Annotated in this window: 22 protein-coding genes and 1 tRNA gene; 21 read left to right on the forward strand and 2 right to left on the reverse strand. The window is 68.5% G+C overall.

Features of this window, described 5'->3' with window-relative positions; all coding sequences use genetic code 11:
- Nucleotides 1-28 precede the first annotated feature (28 nt).
- From DJ021_RS15245 to DJ021_RS15275, 7 genes are all read left to right on the forward strand, one after another.
- The gene (locus DJ021_RS15245) at nt 29-595 is read left to right on the forward strand and encodes an NADPH-dependent FMN reductase (RefSeq protein WP_111458361.1); all 567 of its coding nucleotides are present in this window, start codon (nt 29-31) and stop codon (nt 593-595) included.
- Nucleotides 592-1,398: an MliC family protein gene (locus DJ021_RS19115; protein WP_207801859.1), complete on the forward strand. Its 807-nt coding sequence runs from the start codon at nt 592-594 to the stop codon at nt 1,396-1,398. The genes DJ021_RS15245 and DJ021_RS19115 overlap by 4 nt, the downstream gene beginning before the upstream one ends.
- Nucleotides 1,399-1,486: 88 nt before the next feature.
- Entirely contained in the window at nt 1,487-2,527 is a 1,041-nt protein-coding gene (locus DJ021_RS15255) for an acetamidase/formamidase family protein (RefSeq protein ID WP_111458362.1), read from the forward strand.
- Nucleotides 2,528-2,629: 102 nt separating this feature from the next.
- Nucleotides 2,630-3,301 carry a type II toxin-antitoxin system HicB family antitoxin gene (locus tag DJ021_RS15260; RefSeq protein WP_111458363.1) on the forward strand — a complete coding sequence of 224 codons (672 nt, stop codon included), beginning with the start codon at nt 2,630-2,632 and terminating at the stop codon, nt 3,299-3,301.
- A 7-nt stretch (nt 3,302-3,308) separates the two neighbouring features.
- On the forward strand, nt 3,309-4,583 hold the full coding sequence (locus tag DJ021_RS15265; RefSeq protein WP_111458364.1) for a DUF445 domain-containing protein: 1,275 nt from the start codon (nt 3,309-3,311) through the stop codon (nt 4,581-4,583).
- A 145-nt stretch (nt 4,584-4,728) separates the two neighbouring features.
- Complete coding sequence (locus DJ021_RS15270; protein ID WP_111458365.1) at nt 4,729-5,025, forward strand: CsbD family protein; 297 nt, start codon at nt 4,729-4,731, stop codon at nt 5,023-5,025.
- Between the two features lie 84 nt (nt 5,026-5,109).
- Nucleotides 5,110-5,412 (forward strand): hypothetical protein, encoded by a 303-nt coding sequence (locus DJ021_RS15275; RefSeq protein WP_111458366.1) that lies wholly within the window; start codon nt 5,110-5,112, stop codon nt 5,410-5,412.
- A 61-nt stretch (nt 5,413-5,473) separates the two neighbouring features.
- Here DJ021_RS15275 and DJ021_RS15280 read toward each other — a convergent pair whose 3' ends face one another.
- Both DJ021_RS15280 and DJ021_RS15285 read right to left on the reverse strand, forming a co-directional pair.
- Entirely contained in the window at nt 5,474-6,325 is an 852-nt protein-coding gene (locus tag DJ021_RS15280) for a sterol desaturase family protein (RefSeq protein ID WP_111458367.1), read from the reverse strand.
- A 206-nt stretch (nt 6,326-6,531) separates the two neighbouring features.
- Nucleotides 6,532-6,608 (reverse strand) — tRNA-Asp (locus tag DJ021_RS15285).
- Between the two features lie 281 nt (nt 6,609-6,889).
- On the opposite strand from DJ021_RS15285, the gene DJ021_RS15290 reads away from it, so the two are divergent.
- From DJ021_RS15290 to nuoK, 14 genes are all read left to right on the forward strand, one after another.
- The gene (locus DJ021_RS15290) at nt 6,890-7,267 is read left to right on the forward strand and encodes an NADH-quinone oxidoreductase subunit A (protein WP_111458368.1); all 378 of its coding nucleotides are present in this window, start codon (nt 6,890-6,892) and stop codon (nt 7,265-7,267) included.
- A complete protein-coding gene (locus tag DJ021_RS15295; protein WP_111458369.1) occupies nt 7,237-7,818 on the forward strand; it encodes a NuoB/complex I 20 kDa subunit family protein in 582 nt (193 codons plus the stop codon). Before DJ021_RS15290 ends, DJ021_RS15295 begins: the two co-directional genes overlap by 31 nt.
- A complete protein-coding gene (locus tag DJ021_RS15300; protein WP_111458370.1) occupies nt 7,815-8,447 on the forward strand; it encodes an NADH-quinone oxidoreductase subunit C in 633 nt (210 codons plus the stop codon). Before DJ021_RS15295 ends, DJ021_RS15300 begins: the two co-directional genes overlap by 4 nt.
- Entirely contained in the window at nt 8,447-9,676 is a 1,230-nt protein-coding gene (locus tag DJ021_RS15305) for an NADH-quinone oxidoreductase subunit D (RefSeq protein WP_111458371.1), read from the forward strand. Before DJ021_RS15300 ends, DJ021_RS15305 begins: the two co-directional genes overlap by 1 nt.
- Entirely contained in the window at nt 9,673-10,023 is a 351-nt protein-coding gene (locus DJ021_RS15310; RefSeq protein WP_243626049.1) for a nuclear transport factor 2 family protein, read from the forward strand. The genes DJ021_RS15305 and DJ021_RS15310 overlap by 4 nt, the downstream gene beginning before the upstream one ends.
- A 7-nt stretch (nt 10,024-10,030) precedes the next feature.
- Nucleotides 10,031-10,693, forward strand: coding sequence for an NADH-quinone oxidoreductase subunit NuoE (gene nuoE, locus DJ021_RS15315; RefSeq protein WP_111458372.1), 663 nt, complete (start codon nt 10,031-10,033; stop codon nt 10,691-10,693).
- Nucleotides 10,690-10,902, forward strand: a complete 213-nt coding sequence (locus DJ021_RS15320) for a hypothetical protein (RefSeq protein ID WP_111458373.1) — start codon at nt 10,690-10,692, stop codon at nt 10,900-10,902. Before nuoE ends, DJ021_RS15320 begins: the two co-directional genes overlap by 4 nt.
- A gap of 6 nt (nt 10,903-10,908) precedes the next feature.
- Complete coding sequence (gene nuoF, locus DJ021_RS15325) at nt 10,909-12,225, forward strand: NADH-quinone oxidoreductase subunit NuoF (protein WP_111458374.1); 1,317 nt, start codon at nt 10,909-10,911, stop codon at nt 12,223-12,225.
- A gap of 4 nt (nt 12,226-12,229) precedes the next feature.
- Complete coding sequence (nuoG, locus tag DJ021_RS15330; protein ID WP_111458375.1) at nt 12,230-14,275, forward strand: NADH-quinone oxidoreductase subunit NuoG; 2,046 nt, start codon at nt 12,230-12,232, stop codon at nt 14,273-14,275.
- Between the two features lie 3 nt (nt 14,276-14,278).
- Entirely contained in the window at nt 14,279-15,367 is a 1,089-nt protein-coding gene (gene nuoH, locus DJ021_RS15335; RefSeq protein ID WP_111458376.1) for an NADH-quinone oxidoreductase subunit NuoH, read from the forward strand.
- Complete coding sequence (locus DJ021_RS15340; protein WP_111458377.1) at nt 15,364-15,561, forward strand: hypothetical protein; 198 nt, start codon at nt 15,364-15,366, stop codon at nt 15,559-15,561. The genes nuoH and DJ021_RS15340 overlap by 4 nt, the downstream gene beginning before the upstream one ends.
- Nucleotide 15,562: 1 nt before the next feature.
- Entirely contained in the window at nt 15,563-16,054 is a 492-nt protein-coding gene (nuoI, locus tag DJ021_RS15345) for an NADH-quinone oxidoreductase subunit NuoI (protein ID WP_111458378.1), read from the forward strand.
- A gap of 74 nt (nt 16,055-16,128) precedes the next feature.
- Nucleotides 16,129-16,758 carry an NADH-quinone oxidoreductase subunit J gene (locus tag DJ021_RS15350; RefSeq protein ID WP_111458379.1) on the forward strand — a complete coding sequence of 210 codons (630 nt, stop codon included), beginning with the start codon at nt 16,129-16,131 and terminating at the stop codon, nt 16,756-16,758.
- Nucleotides 16,755-17,063 (forward strand): NADH-quinone oxidoreductase subunit NuoK, encoded by a 309-nt coding sequence (gene nuoK / locus DJ021_RS15355; protein ID WP_111458380.1) that lies wholly within the window; start codon nt 16,755-16,757, stop codon nt 17,061-17,063. Before DJ021_RS15350 ends, nuoK begins: the two co-directional genes overlap by 4 nt.
- Nucleotides 17,064-17,073 lie beyond the last annotated feature (10 nt).

Raw genomic sequence — 17,073 nt, forward strand, 5'->3', positions numbered from 1 at the left:
TTGTGGCGGTTGAGTCCGGAGAGCCGCCATGCCCCTGAAGCTGCACGTCATCGCCCTTTCGACCCGCCCTGGGCGGGTGGGGATCTCCGTCGCCCGCTGGTTCCACGAATTCGCCGCGGCGCACGGCGGCTTCGAGGCCGAGCTGGTGGACCTCGCCGACTTCAACCTGCCGATCTACGACGAGCCGAGGCACCCGAGGTTCCAGCAGTACGAGCACGAGCACACCAAGGCCTGGGCCGCCAGCGTCGCGGTGGCGGACGCCTTTGCGTTCGTCACGCCGGAGTACAACTACAGTCCGCCGCCCAGCTTCGTGAACGCGGTGGACTATGTGCTGCTCGAGTGGGGCTACAAGCCCGCCGGCCTGGTCAGCTACGGCGGGGTGTCGGGCGGCCTGCGCGCCGCCCAGGCGGAGAAGCTGTTGCTCACCGCCGTGAAGGTGATGCCGATCCCGGAGGGGGTGATGATCCCCATGGCGGCCAAACAGCTCGACGAGGAGAAGCGGTTCAAATCCAACGAGCTGATCGACATCTCGGCGAAGGCCATGCTGGACGAGCTGGTCCGCTGGGCCGAGGCGCTGAAGGTGATGCGGACGTGAAGCCGTCGCGCATCCTGGCGTGGGCGGTGCTTCCGGCGCTGGTCGCCTGCAGCCGGCCCGCGGCGCCCCAGGCTGCGCCGGCGCTTCCGGTTGCGGCTGCGAGCGCCGGCCAGGCCGTCAACCCGCCGGCGAACGTCGCCCTCTACCACTGCGCCGACGGTCAAGCGATCGAGGCGGGTTATCCCGACCGCGACACCGCCGTCGTCACCTACAACGGCCACGCCTACCCCCTGAAGAGCGCGGCCGCCGCCAGCGGCGTGCGCTATGTCGGCTACGGCCTGCAGTGGTGGACCAAGGGCATGACCCAGGCGACGCTGAGCACGCTGAAGCCGGGCGAGACCGTCGCTAGCGACGCAGGGGTGACCTGCTCGACCCAGGCCGCCGAGCCGGTGAGCCCGCCGGCCCCCGGAACGCCCGGCGGCCTGCCGAGCGACCGGACTCCGGTCTCCGAAGCGCCGTTCAGCCCCACCAGCGCCCAGGGCGCCGCGAACGTGGTGCAGACCTATTACGCCCTGGTCGAAGCGGGGAAGTACGCCGAGGCCGCCAAGCTGCGGTCCGACGGCCGGGCCGAAGACTTCAGCGCCTATGCCAGCCACCACGCCCAGGTTGGCGCGCCGGGGGAAGCCGAGGGCGCGGCCGGTTCGATCTACGTGGAGGTCCCCGTGGTGATCTACGGACGGCTGAAGACCGGGGCCGAGGTCCATCGGTCGGGCAAGGCGGTCCTGCGCCGGGTCAACGACGTGCCTGGTTCTACGGCGGAACAGCGCCGCTGGCGGATCGAGCGCGTCGATCTTAGGCCCTGACCGCGCCGCCGCGCTTGCCGGCCTTGTGCCGGCCGGCCATTCGCCAATAGTCGGGGGCGAGGCCAAGGGGCCAAACGGGGAGGATCGGATGGTCGCACGCAAGGGATTCGGGCTGGGCGCAGCGCTGGGCGCGATCCTGCTGGCTGCGAGTTCGGCGGCGCCGGCGCAGCCCGCTGGGCACACCTTCGTCCTTGAGGCCACGCCCACCACCGTAGCCTGGGGCAACTACGACGCCGCGGCCAGGCCGGTGCTGACCATCCACTCCGGCGACACGGTGGTCTTCCACACCCTGCTCACCTCGAGCCCGACGGCGCTGGAGAAGGCTGGTGTGCCCAGCGGCCAGGTGGAGGCGTCCCTGCGCGACGTCTTCGCCCACGTCACCGACCGAGGGCCCGGCGGGCACATCCTGACGGGACCGGTCTATATCGAGGGCGCGGAGCCCGGCGACACCCTGGAGATCCGGATCCTGAAGATCGATCTGGCCATCCCCTACGCCTACAACGGCTTTCGTTACGGCGCGGGGATCCTCACCGACGACTTTCCCTACGCGCGGATGAAGATCATCCCCCTCGATCGTACGCGCATGGTCGCGAACTTCGCCCCCGGCGTGACCATTCCCCTGCGTCCCTTCTTCGGCAGCATGGGCGTCGCGCCGCCGGCCTCCTTCGGGCGCTACGATTCAACCCCGCCGACCATCAGCGGCGGCAACATGGACAACAAGGAATTGGTGGCCGGCACGACCCTCTATCTGCCGGTCTACAACAAGGGGGCGCTGTTCGAGATCGGCGACGGCCACGCCGGGCAGGGCAATGGCGAGGTGGACGTCACCGCCATGGAGACCTCCCTGGTGGGCACGGTGCAGTTCATCGTCCGCAAGGACCTGAAGGCGGGCTATCCGCGCGCCGAGACGCCCACCCACTACATCGCCATGGGCTTCGATGACGACCTGGCGGTCGCCGCGAGGAAGGCGGTGCGCGAGATGGTGGACTTCATGGCGCGGGAGAAGGGCCTGAGCCGCGACGACGCCTACATGCTGGTGAGCGTCGCCGGCGACACCGACATCACCGAGGTGGTGGACCGCAACAAGGGCGTCCACGTGATGATGCCCAAGGCGATCTTCGCCAAATAGGCAGGCTAGACCGGACGATCTTCAGGCGCCGCTTGTTGTTGCGCAAAACTACACACACATTGGAGGTGCGCTCGGGGGCGCTTGGCCGAAGGAAAACCACCGATGAGCACCGTCCTTTATGTCGCTGTCGCCTCCGGCGATCAGACGCTTGGCTACCAGGCCGTCGTTCCGGACCTGCCGGGGTGCTCGGCCGCCGGCGCGGACCTCGGCGAACTGCTCGGGAACGCGCGGCAGACGGTCGGCGCGCACCTGCAAAGCCTGGCCGACGCCGGCCAGGAGTGGCCGCGGCCCACGCCCATCGAGCAGATCCAGGTTCCACCCTCAGCGGTCGCCGTGCTGGTTGACGTCGAGGTCGAGGACACCCCGGTGCGGGTCAACATCTCCATCGGCGAGCAGCTGCTCAAGCGGCTGGACGCGGCGGCTGAGCTGCGCGGCGCCAGCCGCTCCGGCTTCATCGCCCAGGCGGTGCGCATCAGCCTCGGCGACAAGGGCCGCGGCGCCGGCGCGGAATTCGAGAGCGCCACCCGCCGGCTCCAGGAGGAGCTCTCGGCGGTGGGGCGCAAGATCAACGAGAGCCTGGGTCCGGACTCACCGTTCAGCCGCAGCATGGCTGATCTCGACGAGCGGGTGACCGACACCGTCCGCAAGGCCGCCGACAGCGTCTCCGCGGCCATGGCGCGCCGGAAGGAAGCCGACGCCCGCGCCGCCAAGGCGGAACACGCGGGAGCGCCGGAGCGGGCCGAATCCCCTGAGCGTGAAGGGGCGGACCTCTAGTCGCCAGATGACCGAGCTCGCCGCCGCGTCGGACATCTCGCCGGCCGACGCGGTCCGGGCGCTGGGGCTCGCCCGGATGCGGGCGATCGCGACGGGCCTGTTGGGGCTGATGGCCCTGGTGTTCGTGGCCGCCAGCCTGTTGCAGCGGCATTGGCCGGCGTTCGCCTACGTCCGCGCCTTCGGGGAAGCCGGCATGGTCGGCGCCTGCGCGGACTGGTTCGCGGTGACGGCGCTGTTCCGCCGGCCGTTCGGCCTGCCCATCCCGCACACCGGCATCATCCCCCGGAACAAGGCCCGCATCGGCGAGGCCCTGGGCGGCTTCATCGCCGACAACTTCCTGACCGAGCGCGTGCTGGAAGAGAAGCTGCGCCAGCTGGAAGTGGCGCGCTGGGGCGGCGACTGGCTGCGCCGGCCCAAAAACGCGCGGCGGCTGGCCGAACGGCTGGCGGGGGCGGCGCCGAAGCTGCTGAGTTCGCTTCCGCCCGGCGCGGTCGGCGATCTCCTGGGCTCGGCGGCGTTGGCGGTGGCGCGGGCGACGCCGGCCGGCCCGGCCGCCTCCAAGGTGCTCGCGGCCCTGTGGAGCGAGGGCCGGGCCCAGCCGCTGTTCGAGCGTGCGCTCGACTGGCTCGGCGACTATCTCGCGAGCCACGAGGAGGCGATCCGCACCCAGGTCTCCGAGCACTCCTATAGCTGGCTGCCGAAATGGGTGGATCGCATCCTGGCCGACAAGCTGATCCACGGACTCGTGCAGACGCTGGGCGAGATGCGCGACCCGCAGCATCCCTGGCGGCGCGAGCTGGCCGCCCGGGTCGAGGACTATATCGCACGCCTGGGAGCCGACCCCGACCTCCAGGCCCGCGCCGAGGCCTACAAGCTGCGCCTGCTGGCCGACGCCAGCCTGCGCGGGCAGGTCGCGGAGGTCTGGTCCGGGCTGGAAACCCGGGTCGGAACCGAGCTGACCGAGAACCCGGCGGATCTCGCCGGCCCGCTCGAGCGCGCGATCCTGGCGTTGGGAAACTGGCTGGCCGGGGACGCGCAGGCGCAGGCGCAGCTCAACGCCCGGGCCCGGCAGCTGGTGAGCGGGGTGATCGCGCCGCGACGGCGCCAGATCGGTGTGTTCGTGGCTCAGGTGGTGGCGAGCTGGGACGCCCGCAGCGTCGTCGACAAGCTGGAGCTGCAGGTCGGACGGGACCTCCAGTACATCCGGATCAACGGCACTTTGGTCGGCGGCCTGGTGGGCGTGATCATCTTCGCCGCCGCCAGAGCCCTCGGCCTCGACTGATAGACGCCGTCCCGCACAGGTCCGGCGCATCCTATCCGGCGGCCGGACGTTGAAGCGGGTGAGGGGCGCCGGCCGGCGGGATGCGAAGTCGCGCCGGCCAGTCCAGCTTCCGCCGATTCAACGACAGCCGAACGGAGACTTCCCGATGTCCAACGACCGGATCGAAGGCGCGGCCACCAACGCCAAGGGCCATATTCAGGACGGCTTCGGCGGTCTGGTGGGAGACCAGCAGACGCAGGCCAAGGGCAAGCTGAACGAGGCGGCCGGAGCGCTTCAGGCGAACTACGGCAAGGCCGTGGAGCAGGCCCAGGCGGCGATTAGCCAGGCTAAGGACAAGACCGAAACCTATGTCCGCGAAAAGCCGATGGTGGCGCTCGGCATCGTGGGCGGCGCGAGCCTGTTGCTGGGCATGCTGCTCCGGGGCGGGCGCCGGAAGGCCTGAAGCCCGCCAGCGCGTCAGCTTTGATCCTGTTGGACCTGAGCGCTGCGGTGCGCGAGGGTAGGGCTTCACCATAGGGAGAATCTGATGCGCCTTTCCATGATCGTCACCGTGGCCGCCGCGAGCCTCGCGCTCGTCGCCTGTTCCAAGAAGACCGAAGACCACGCCGCCGCCACGGCCAATGAGGCCGCCGCGACGACGACCTCGGCGGCCAGCGACGCTGCGGCCAACACCTCGGCGGCCGCCGCCAACACGGGCGCAGCGGTGGACAACGCCGCCGCCAAGACCGGCGCAGCGGTCGATAACGCCGCGGCCAACACCGCCGCCGCGGCCGGCACGGCCGAGCGCAAGGCCGACGCCGCCGCCGACGCGGCCGCCAAGCAGAAGTAAGAACGGCTGTGAGGTCGCCGGAGCGGGCGGCCTCACAGACCCTCCAAGGCCGAGCCGGCCGCTACGCCGGCTTGATGGGCGCCGGGCGCCACGGATCCGCCACCCCCACGGCGTCGCCGGCGATGGCGGGAGGGCGCCGCCCCCTCGGATCAAAACGAAACGGCAGGTCGAGGAACGCGCGCAGGGTGCGCGGCTCGGCCACCTCGGCCAATCCGGTCTGCGGCCACTCGTCTTTCGCCGGGAAGTACGCGGTGCCGAAAACCCGATCCCAGATCGTTGTGATCGTCCCGTAGTTCTTGCCGAAGTGCCGCGGCTCCGCCGAGTGGTGGATGCGGTGATAGTTGTTGTCCACGAACACGTGCCGAAGCGGGCCGAAGTTCACCCGGACGGGGGAGTGGATGAACTTCAGCTGCAGGGCCAGGAGCAGCTGCAGGGCCCCGGTCTGATCGCCGGGCCCGAAAGGAATCAGGCTCAGCGGAACCGCCACCAGAACAAAGCCGAAGACGATGTCGGCCGGGTGGTCGTAGGAGCCGACCGCGTGCATCTCCTCGATGGCGTGGTGGACCGCGTGAAAGCGCCAGAGCCCGCGATGCTGGATGCGGTGGAACCAGTAGCCGACGAGGTCGATGACGAGGATGACCGCCAGGGCCGCCAGCACGCCCTTGAGCGCGCCGGCCCAGCCAAACCATTGCGTGAACGCCAACGTCACCAGCGGCTTTACGCCCACCCCGGTCCAGAGATCGACGAGGACGCGAAGGACGATGGCGCTGATCGGAATGTAGACCGCCCAGAAGAGGGCGCCCCGCAGCCTCGACCTGAGGGAATACCTCTGCCGGGGCAGCGCGATTTCGAGCAGCACCAGCGCGCCCAGAATCACCGAGGTGACGGCCATGGCCACGGCGGCGGTCTTCAAGGACGCAGCCCAGTATTCCACGTCACCAGCCCTTGCGATCAGAACACCCGGCCCGACGCGATCGAGAGCGTGGGGGCTGCTCCTATAACTCCACGGGTCGTGAAGCGGTTCGAGCGCGCGGCGTTGAAGTCGGGGAGGGGGCCCGAATTGCCAAGGCAGGCGGAAGCGCCACCCGCCAGGATCGCTGCAATTATCGGGGGGAGAAGTGGCGCGAATGACGGGACTTGAACCCGCGACCTCCGGCGTGACAGGCCGGCGCTCTAACCAACTGAGCTACATCCGCACTTGGACTCGCTGAACGCGAGGCGCGTCTGATAGGTGCGGACCGGAATCGTGTCAACGGCAGAGTGCATGCGCCGGTCGGTCGGCCCGCAGGCAGTCGCGAGGGTGTGATCGCGGATCGGTGCGCACAGGGCGCCGTTCGACGAACGCGCGGCGGTCCGGGCGACCGACTCCTGTGCGTTTCAGGCCGAGTTCCCGCGACGTCACCGCGCCGCACAAACCCTAGTTTGAAACCGCGGGGGCACTGGTCTAGAAGGGCGCGCGACTCCCTTCGAGGACTGCATGAACGCGTTCCTACTTCAGTACCTGCCCATCGTGATCTTCCTGGGGATCGCGGCGGCTCTGGGCATCGGTTTCCTGCTGGCTGCCGCCATCCTGGCGCCCAAGGCGCCGGACCCGGAGAAGCTGTCGTCGTACGAGTGCGGCTTCAACGCCTTCGACGACGCGCGGATGAAGTTCGACGTCCGATTCTACCTGGTCTCAATCCTGTTCATCATCTTCGACCTGGAAGTGGCCTTTCTGTTCCCGTGGGCGGTGGCGCTGATGAAGCTGCCCGTCGCCGCCAGCCATTTCGCCTTCTGGTCGATGATGACCTTCCTGGGCGTGCTCACCGTCGGCTTCATCTACGAATGGAAGAAGGGAGCCCTGGAATGGGAGTGATCGTTCCTGCGGGCGCCGGCGCCCGGTCCACGGTCGAGGGCTACGACCCCAAGGCTCACGATCCCTATTTCGACGGCGTCTCCCAGCAGCTCGCCGACAAGGGCTTCATCACCGCGGCGGCCGACGACCTGATCACCTGGGCGCGCACCGGCTCGCTGATGTGGATGACCTTCGGTCTGGCCTGCTGCGCGGTCGAGATGATGCAGGCCTCGATGCCGCGCTATGACCTGGAGCGCTACGGCTTCGCGCCGCGCGCCAGCCCGCGCCAGTCGGACGTGATGATCGTCGCCGGCACCCTGGTGAACAAGATGGCTCCGGCCCTGCGCAAGGTCTACGACCAGATGCCGGAGCCCCGCTACGTCATCTCCATGGGCTCGTGCGCCAACGGCGGCGGCTACTACTACTTCAGCTATTCGACCGTCCGCGGCTGCGACCGGATCGTGCCGGTGGACATCTACGTACCCGGCTGCCCGCCGACGGCCGAGGCGCTGGTCTACGGCGTCCTGCAGCTGCAGAAGAAGATCCGCCGCACCGGGACCATCGTGCGATGAGCTGGCCGATGTCCAACGAGGCGCTCGAGGCGCTGGGCCAGGAGCTGGTGGCCAACGGCGCCGGCGCGATCACCGGCTATCACGTGGCGTTCGGCGACCTGAACCTCACCGGCCAGATGCCGCGGATTCCCGAGGCGCTGGCCTTCCTGCGCGACGCCTACGGCTTCCACCAGCTGATCGACATCGCCGGCGCCGACTATCCGGAGCGCGAGCGGCGCTTCGACGTGGTCTACCACCTGCTGTCGATGACCACGAACCGCCGGGTGCGGATCAAGATCGAGACCGACGAGGACACCGCCGTCCCCTCGGTCACCACCGTCTTCCCCTGCGCCGACTGGTACGAGCGCGAGGCGTTCGACATGTACGGCGTCTTCTTCGAGGGCCACCCGGACCTGCGCCGGATCCTCACCGACTACGGCTTCCACGGCCATCCGCTGCGGAAGGACTTCCCGATGACCGGCTATGTCGAGGTCCGCTACGACGACGAGCTGAAGCGGGTGGTCTATGAGCCGGTGAAGTCGGTGGAATGGCGCAACTGGGACTTCCTCTCGCCCTGGGAAGGCATCGAGAAGGGCTACGCCCCGCTGCCGGGCGACGAGAAGGCCCCGGCGCCCACGGAGACCAAGTGATGACCGGCGACGCAGTTCCCGCCGAAACCACGGACATCGTCGCCGAGGGCGAGACCAAGGTCCGCAAGTTCAACATCAACTTCGGCCCGCAGCACCCGGCCGCGCACGGCGTGCTGCGCCTGGTGCTGGAGCTCGACGGCGAGATCGTCGAGCGGGTCGATCCGCACATCGGCCTGCTGCACCGCGGCACCGAGAAGCTGATCGAGGCCAGGCCCTACGCCCAGACGATCCCCTACTTCGACCGCCTGGACTACGTGGCGCCGATGAACCAGGAGCACGCCTACGTGCTGGCCCTGGAGAAGCTGATGGACGTGGCGGTCCCGATCCGGGGCCAGCTGATCCGCGTGCTCTATTCGGAAATCGGCCGCATCCTGAACCACCTGCTCAACGTCACCACCCAGGCGATGGACGTGGGCGCGCTCACCCCGCCGCTGTGGGGCTTCGAAGAGCGCGAGAAGCTGATGGTGTTCTACGAGCGCGCGTCCGGCGCGCGGATGCACGCCAACTACTTCCGGGTCGGCGGCGTGCGCCAGGACCTGCCGCCGGAGCTGGTGCAGGACATCTCCGACTGGTGCGACCACTTCCCCAAGGTGCTCGACGACATCGAGGGCCTGATCACCGACAACCGCATCTTCAAGCAGCGCAACGTCGACATCGGCGTGGTGACCAAGGAAGAGGCCATCGCCTGGGGCTTCTCCGGCGTGATGGTCCGCGGCTCCGGCATCTCCTGGGACCTGCGCCGCACCCAGCCTTACGAGTGCTATTCGGACATCGAGTTCGACATCCCGCTGGGCGTCAACGGCGACTGCTACGACCGCTACCTCTGCCGCATGGAAGAGATGCGCCAGTCGACCAAGATCATGAAGGACTGCTGCCTGCGGCTGATGAAGACGCCGGGGCTGGTGCTGGCCGACGACCACAAGATCTCGCCGCCGCGCCGCGGGGAGATGAAGCGCTCGATGGAAGCGCTCATCCACCACTTCAAGCTCTACACCGAGGGCTACCGGACCCCGCCGGGCGAGATCTACGCCTGCGTCGAGGCGCCCAAGGGCGAGTTCGGCGTCTATCTGGTCAGCGACGGCACCAACAAGCCCTACCGCTGCAAGATCCGCGCGCCGGGCTATCCGCACCTGCAGGCGATGGACTGGATGAACCGCGGCCACATGCTGGCCGACGTTTCCGCCATCCTCGGGTCGCTGGACATCGTGTTCGGGGAGATCGACCGGTGACCGTGGCGACGCTGCTGAAACCCACGCACGCCGTGGAAGGCCAGTTCGCGGCCTACAACGCCCAGGACCTGGCGGCCTTCTGCTCGTTCTACGGCGACGACGCCGTGCTCGGCGGCTTCAACGACGAGCCGCACACGCGGGGCCTCGCCGCCATCCGCGCGCGCCACGAGGCCCTGTTCGCGGAATTCCCGCAGAACAAGGCCGTGCTGCTGCACCGCCTGGTGGTGGGGAACACCGTCATCGATCACGAGCGGGTCTTTCGCTCGCCGGACGCCGAGCCCTTCGAGGTCGCGGCCATCTACACCCTCGCCGGCGGCAAGATCGCCCGCGTCGATTTCGTGAAGTGAGGCCCGCGTGAGCGTTCGCAGGTTAGCCCTCGTCCAGCCGGACAGCTTCGCCTTCAAGCCGGAGACGCTGAAGGACGCCAGGCGCTGGATGGCCAACTATCCGGCCGGCAAGCAGCAGTCGGCGGTGATCCCCATCCTGTGGCTGGTGCAGAAGCAGGAAGGCTGGGTCTGCGAGCCTGCCATCCGCGCCGTCGCCGAACTGCTCGGCATGCCGGTGATCCGGGTGCTGGAGGTGGCGACCTTCTACACCATGTTCATGCTGGAGCCGGTGGGCACCCACGCCCTGGTGCAGGTCTGCGGCACCACGCCGTGCATGCTGCGCGGCTCGGGCGAACTGATGAAGGTCTGCAAGAGCCGCATCGGCCCGCACGATCACCGCTCCGCCGACGGCAAGTTCTACTGGCAGGAAGTGGAATGCCTGGGGGCCTGCGCCAACGCTCCGATGGCGGCCATCAACGACTACTATTACGAAGACCTGACGGCGGAGAGCTTCGGGGCGCTGCTCGACGAGTTCGCCGCCGGCCGCACGCCGGCGCCCGGCTCGGCGATCGGCCGGCAGGGCTCGGCGCCTGAGGGCGGGCCGCTGACGCTCACCGACGCGACGCTCTATGACGGCTCGCTGGCCCAGCCGATGACGGTTCCGAACCTCCCGTCGAAGGAGCCGGCGTGAGCCTCGACGTCGCGGTCCAGAAGAAGCGGCTCGTGACCATGGGCGCGATCAACGCGCTGAGCGTGGTCGTGGCGCTGGCCGCCATCGTGGGATTTTTCAAGGCGGGGCTCGACTGGGCGCTGCTGGTGTTCGCCGCCGCCCTCGTCGTGGGCTTCGGCGCGCAGATCTGGTTCATCGCGGGCCTTCGGCGCGCGAAAGAGGGAGTGTAGGAACTCGTGGTCGGGATCCTCCAAGACAAGGACCGCATCTTCCTGAACATCTACGGGGTCCACGACTGGGGCCTCGAAGGTGCGAAGAAGCGTGGCGCGTGGAACGGCACCGCCGACATCCTGGCTCAGACGCCGGAGTGGATCTGCGACCAGATCAAGGCCTCGGGCCTGCGCGGGCGGGGCGGGGCGGGTTTCCCCACCGGCCTGAAGTGGACCTTCATGCCCAAGCAGGAGAGCGAGCGGCCGCACTATCTGGTGGTCAACGCCGACGAGTCCGAGCCGGGCGCGTGCAAGGACCGCGACATCCTGCGCAACGACCCGCACCTGTTGATTGAGGGCTGCCTGATCGCCTGCCGGGCGATCCGCGCGCACACCGCCTACATCTATGTCCGCGGCGAGTACGTGCATGAGCGCGAGCGGCTGCTGGCGGCCATCAAGCAGGCCTATGACGCCAAGCTAATCGGGCCCGGCAACATCCACGGCTGGGACTGCGACGTGCGCGTGACGCACGGCGGCGGCGCCTACATCTGCGGCGACGAGACCGCGCTGATGGAGAGCCTGGAAGGCAAGAAGGGCCAGCCCCGGCTGAAGCCGCCGTTCCCGGCCGGCGCCGGCATCTACGGCGCGCCGACCACCATCAACAACGTCGAGTCGATCGCCGTCGTCGGCACCATCCTGCGCCGCGGCGCGACCTGGTTCGCCGGCTTCGGCACCGAGAAGTCCACCGGCACCAAGCTGTTCGCCGCCTCCGGCCACATCAACAAGCCGGCCGTGGTCGAAGAGGCCGTCGGCATCCCGATCCGGCAGCTGATCGAAGAGCACTTCGGCGGCGTGCGCGGCGGCTGGAAGAACCTCAAGGCGGTGATCCCCGGCGGCATCTCGGTCCGCATGATCCCGGCGGCCGAGTGCGACGAAGCGGTCATGACCTACGAGGACCTGCAGGCGCGCGGCTCGGGCCTCGGGACCGGCACCATGATCGTCATGGACAAGGACGCCGACCTGGTGAAGGCGATCGCCCGGGCGGCCTACTTCTACAAACACGAGAGCTGCGGCCAGTGCACCCCGTGCCGCGAAGGCACCGGCTGGATGTGGCGGGTGATGGAGCGGATGGTCACCGGCGAAGCCGAGATGAGCGAGATCGACCTGCTGCTCGACGTGGCCAGCCAGGTGGAAGGCCACACCATCTGCGGCCTCGGCGACGCGGCGGCCTGGCCTATCCAGGGCCTGTTCCGCCACTTCCGCCACGAGGTCGAGGACCGGATCAACCTTTACCGCGCCGGCAAGCCCCACGTGCAGGGCGCCACGCTGCAGGCGGCGGAGTAAGACTATGCCCAAAGCCAAGGTCGACGGCGTCGAAGTCGAATTCGAAGCCGGCATGAACGTGCTGCAGGTCGCGGAGCTCGCCGGGAAGGAGATCCCGCGCTTCTGCTACCACGAGCGGCTGAGCATCGCGGGCAACTGCCGCATGTGCCTCGTCGAGGTGAAGCCCGGTCCGCCGAAGCCGCAGGCGTCCTGCGCCCTGCCGGCGGCGGAAGGTCAGGAGATCTTCACCGACACGCCGATGGTCAAGAAGGCGCGCCACGGGGTGATGGAGTTCCTGCTCATCAACCACCCGCTGGACTGCCCGATCTGCGACCAGGGCGGCGAGTGCGACCTGCAGGACCAGGCCATGGGCTATGGCCGCGACGACAGCCGCTACGCGGAGAACAAGCGGGCCGTCGAAGAGAAGTTCATGGGCCCGCTCATCAAGACGGTGATGACGCGCTGCATCCAGTGCACCCGCTGCGTCCGGTTCATCACCGAAGTCGCCGGCGTGCCGGAGATCGGTCTCATCTCCCGCGGCGAAGACGTTGAAATCACGACCTATCTCGACCGCGCGGTGACGTCCGAGCTGTCCGCCAACGTGATCGACCTGTGCCCGGTCGGCGCGCTCACCTCCAAGCCCTACGCCTTCAACGCCCGCCCCTGGGAGCTGAAGAAGACCGAGAGCGTCGACGTCATGGACGCCCTGGGCTCGGCGATCCGCGTGGACTCCCGCGGCTCCGCCGTGCTGCGCGTGCTGCCGCGGGTCAACGAGGAGATCAACGAGGAGTGGATCTCCGACAAAACCCGCTACGCGGTGGATGGGCTGTCCCGTCAACGCCTCGACCAGCCCTACATCCGTGAGAACGGCCGGCTGCGGCCCGCCACCTGGACCGAGGCGCTGGATACCGTCGCGAGCCGGCTGAAGGCCGCCAAGCCCGACAAGGTCGGGGTGATCGCCGGCGACCTGCAGGACGCGGAGTCCATGAAGGCGGCGCTCGACCTGTTCCGCGGCATGGGCGTGGCCTCCACCGACTGCCGCCAGGACGGCATGGTGTTGGGCGACGGCCCGCGTGAGAGCTGGCTGTTCAATTCCTCGCTGATCGGCATCGAAGACGCCGACGTGGTGCTGCTGGTCGGGACCAATCCGCGCCTCGAGGCGCCGGTGCTCAACGCCCGGCTGCGCAAGCGCTGGATTCAGGGCGCGCTGAAGATCGGCGTGATCGGCGAACAGGCGGACCTGACCTACAGCTACGACTACCTGGGCGCCGGCGCGCAATCGCTCGCCGGCCTGTCGCGCCAGCGCAACGACTTCATGAAGGCCCTCAAGGACGCCAAGGCGCCGGCCATCATCGTCGGGGCAGGGGCGCTGAACCGGCCGGACTCGGCCGCAGTGCTCAAGGCGGCCGCCGGCCTCGCCAAGAGCTTCGGCATGAGCTGGAACGTGCTGCACACCGCGGCCAGCCGCGTCGGCGGCCTGGACCTCGGATTCGTGCCGGCGGCCGGCGGCAAGACCGCAGCCGAGATGGTGGCCAAGGGCGGCGCGGACGTGCTGTTCCTGATGGGCGCCGACGAGATCGACCTGTCGGCCACCAAGGCTTTCGTCGTCTACATGGGCACCCACGGCGACGCCGGCGCGCACCGCGCCGACGTGATCCTGCCGGGGGCCGCCTACACCGAGAAGAACGGCTTCTACGTCAACACCGAGGGCCGGGTTCAGCAGGGCGTGCGCGCCGTGTTCCCGAAGGGCGACGCCAAGGAGGACTGGGCGATCCTGCGGGCGCTGTCCGAGCGCATGGGGGCCAAGCTGCCCTACGACAGCCTCGACCAGTTGCGCTCCAGGCTGTTCGCCGACCACCCGACCTTCGGGCGGATCGACTATGTGGCCGGACCGGCTGCGGCCGCCTCGCTCGACCTCGGCCGCCTCGGCGCGGCCGGCGACGTCGCGGAGACCGCCTTCGCCAGCCCCGTCCGGAGCTTCCATCTGACCAACGCCATCGCCCGCGCCAGCGTGACGATGGCCGAGTGCGCCGCCCTGGTTTCGGGCGCCGCCAAGATCGCGGCGGAGTAGGGGATGCAGCCTGCTGTGAGCACTTCGTTCTGGGCCACGCCGGGTGGCTGGACCCTGATCACCGTCGGCCAGATCGCCGCCGTGATGGTCTGGATCCTGCTGTCGCTGGCCTTCCTGCTGCTGGCGGACCGGAAGATCTGGGCCGGCGTGCAGATGCGCAAAGGCCCCAATGTCGTGGGCCCGTTCGGCCTGCTGCAGTCCTTCGCCGACTTCGGCAAGTTCGTGCTGAAGGAGATCGTCATCCCGTCGGGGGCCGACAAGACGGTCTTCCTGCTGGCGCCGCTGGTGGCCTTCACCCTCGGCTTCGGGGCCTGGGCGGTGATCCCGCTGGCGCCCGGCTGGGTGGTCTCGAACATCAACGTCGGCGTGCTGTACCTGTTCGCCATCTCCTCGCTCGGCGTCTACGGCATCATCATGGGCGGCTGGGCGTCCAACTCGAAGTACCCCTTCCTGGGCAGCCTCCGCTCGGCGGCGCAGATGGTCTCCTACGAGGTCTCCATCGGCTTCGTGATCGTCACCGTGATCGTCCTGGCCGGCACGCTGAACCTGCAGCAGATCGTGGGCGCCCAGGCCGGCGGCTTCTGGAACTGGTACGTGTTCGGCGGCCCGGGTCCGCTGGTCGGCAAGCTGCTGACCGTGATCATGCTGCCGATGTCGGTGATCTTCTTCATCTCCGGCCTCGCCGAAACCAACCGTCCGCCCTTCGACCTGCCGGAGGCCGAGTCCGAACTGGTGGCCGGCTATGCGGTGGAATACTCGTCGACGCCCTACCTGCTGTTCCAGATCGGCGAGTACGCCAACATCGTGCTGATCTGCGCGATGACCACGATCCTGTTCTTCGGCGGCTGGCAGGCCCCGTTCCCGACCCCGTTCACCGCCAGCTGGGCGCCCACGGCGGTGAGCTTCTTCGGGTTCATGTGGTTCTTCCTGAAGGTGATCTTCTTCTTCTTCCTGGTGTCGATGGCCAAGGCCATCGTGCCCCGCTACCGCTACGACCAGCTGATGCGCCTGGGGTGGAAGGTGTTCCTGCCGACCTCCCTGGTGGCCGTGGTGCTGGTCGCCGCCTGGCGCGTGTTCGGGGCGGCGGCATGATCAGGGCGGCCCTGATCCTGGCCCTGGCGCTCGGCGCGTCCGCCTGTGCGTCGGGCGGCCGGGACGGCGGCTATGCGAGCTATGACGCTCTTCGCGCCGCGCAGCAGGCCTGCGCCGCCAAGGGCATGACGATGAGATTGAAGACCGAAGGCAACGCCCAGTCGATCGACGGCTACGCCTGCGAGAGGAAGTAAGATGTTCCAACGTATCGGACAGGCGGTGAAGGGCGCGGCCCTCATGGACTTCGCCGGCGCCTTCGGGCTGGCCATGAAGTACATGGTGCGCCCCAAGCACACCGTGCAGTACCCACACGAGCGCAACCCGCAGAGCCCCCGGTTCCGCGGCGAGCACGCGCTGCGCCGCTATCCCAACGGCGAAGAGCGCTGCATCGCGTGCAAGCTGTGCGAGGCGATCTGCCCGGCGCAGGCGATCACCATCGAGGCGGAGCCCCGCGCCGACGGCAGCCGGCGCACGACCCGCTACGACATCGACATGGTGAAGTGCATCTACTGCGGCCTCTGCCAGGAGGCCTGCCCGGTGGACGCCATCGTGGAAGGCCCGAACCTGGAGTTCGCCGTCGAGACCCGCGAGGAGCTCTATTACGACAAGGAGCGCCTGCTGGATAACGGTGACCGCTGGGAGCGGGAAATCGCGAAGAATCTGGAACTGGATGCGCCCTATCGCTAAGAGACGGGCGCGATTCCGCGGCCGGCCTCGATAGGCGCTGAACTCAGTAATTGTAGGGGAGCTAGAACCCGCCGATGGCCCTCCAGGCGATCGCATTTTACTTGCTGGCTGCGGTGACCATCGCCGCGGGATTCGCCGTCGTCTCGGCGCGTAATCCCGTGCACTCGGTGCTGTTCCTGATCTCGGCCTTCTTCTCGGCCGCGGGCCTCTTCGTCCTCCTGGGCGCGGAGTTCCTCGCGATGCTGCTGATCGTCGTCTACGTGGGCGCGGTCGCCGTGCTGTTCCTGTTCGTGGTCATGATGCTGGACGTCGACTTCGCCGCCCTGCGGCAAGGCTTCGCCCGCTACATGCCGCTGGGCGGCCTGATCGCCGGCGGCCTCGCGCTCGAGATGGTGGTGGTGGCCACCACGGTGGCGACCCGCGGCGCGGCCAAGCTCAATGACACGCCGATGGCGTCCGGGGCCGGCGCCGTCGCCAGCGTGACCAACGCCGAGGCCATCGGGCGGGTGCTCTACACCGACTACGTCTACTTCTTCCAGGCGGCCGGCATGGTGCTGCTGGTGGCGATGATCGGAGCCATCGTGCTCACCCTTCGCCACAAGCCCGGCGTCCGCCGCCAGGTGATCGCCGACCAGGTCCTGCGCTCGCCGAAGACCGGCATGCGCATGGTCACCCTCAAGCCCGGCGAAGGGATGGACCAATGACCATCGGTCTCGCGCACTACCTCGCGGTCGCCGCGATCCTGTTCACCATCGGGGTCTTCGGCATCTTCGTGAACCGCAAGAACATCATCGTCATCCTGATGTCCGTGGAGCTGATCCTGCTCGCGGTGAACATCAACCTGGTGGCCTTCTCGGTCTACCTGCACAACGTCGTCGGGCAGATCTTCGCGATGTTCGTGCTGACCGTGGCCGCGGCCGAAGCCGCCGTCGGACTGGCGATCCTGGTCACCTTCTTCCGCAACCGCGGCGACATCTCCGTCGACGACGCCTCGATGATGAAGGGCTGAGCGAAGCCGC

Origin of the sequence: Phenylobacterium hankyongense (genome assembly GCF_003254505.1) — a bacterium.
Taxonomy (GTDB): Bacteria; Pseudomonadota; Alphaproteobacteria; order Caulobacterales; family Caulobacteraceae; genus Phenylobacterium; species Phenylobacterium hankyongense.

Excerpts from the sequence above, each read along its gene's own strand:
- DJ021_RS15270 (WP_111458365.1), top strand. The coding sequence starts at position 4,729 with ATGTCCAACGACCGGATCGAAGGCGCGGCCACCAACGCCAAGGGCCAT.
- DJ021_RS15290 (WP_111458368.1), top strand. The coding sequence starts at position 6,890 with ATGAACGCGTTCCTACTTCAGTACCTGCCCATCGTGATCTTCCTGGGG.
- DJ021_RS15305 (WP_111458371.1), top strand. The coding sequence starts at position 8,447 with ATGACCGGCGACGCAGTTCCCGCCGAAACCACGGACATCGTCGCCGAG.
- DJ021_RS15245 (WP_111458361.1), top strand. The coding sequence starts at position 29 with ATGCCCCTGAAGCTGCACGTCATCGCCCTTTCGACCCGCCCTGGGCGG.
- DJ021_RS15295 (WP_111458369.1), top strand. The coding sequence starts at position 7,237 with ATGGAAGAAGGGAGCCCTGGAATGGGAGTGATCGTTCCTGCGGGCGCC.
- nuoG (WP_111458375.1), top strand. The coding sequence starts at position 12,230 with ATGCCCAAAGCCAAGGTCGACGGCGTCGAAGTCGAATTCGAAGCCGGC.
- DJ021_RS15300 (WP_111458370.1), top strand. The coding sequence starts at position 7,815 with ATGAGCTGGCCGATGTCCAACGAGGCGCTCGAGGCGCTGGGCCAGGAG.
- nuoI (WP_111458378.1), top strand. The coding sequence starts at position 15,563 with ATGTTCCAACGTATCGGACAGGCGGTGAAGGGCGCGGCCCTCATGGAC.
- nuoK (WP_111458380.1), top strand. The coding sequence starts at position 16,755 with ATGACCATCGGTCTCGCGCACTACCTCGCGGTCGCCGCGATCCTGTTC.
- DJ021_RS15340 (WP_111458377.1), top strand. The coding sequence starts at position 15,364 with ATGATCAGGGCGGCCCTGATCCTGGCCCTGGCGCTCGGCGCGTCCGCC.
- DJ021_RS15260 (WP_111458363.1), top strand. The coding sequence starts at position 2,630 with ATGAGCACCGTCCTTTATGTCGCTGTCGCCTCCGGCGATCAGACGCTT.
- DJ021_RS15265 (WP_111458364.1), top strand. The coding sequence starts at position 3,309 with ATGACCGAGCTCGCCGCCGCGTCGGACATCTCGCCGGCCGACGCGGTC.
- DJ021_RS15255 (WP_111458362.1), top strand. The coding sequence starts at position 1,487 with ATGGTCGCACGCAAGGGATTCGGGCTGGGCGCAGCGCTGGGCGCGATC.
- nuoH (WP_111458376.1), top strand. The coding sequence starts at position 14,279 with ATGCAGCCTGCTGTGAGCACTTCGTTCTGGGCCACGCCGGGTGGCTGG.
- DJ021_RS15350 (WP_111458379.1), top strand. The coding sequence starts at position 16,129 with ATGGCCCTCCAGGCGATCGCATTTTACTTGCTGGCTGCGGTGACCATC.
- DJ021_RS15275 (WP_111458366.1), top strand. The coding sequence starts at position 5,110 with ATGCGCCTTTCCATGATCGTCACCGTGGCCGCCGCGAGCCTCGCGCTC.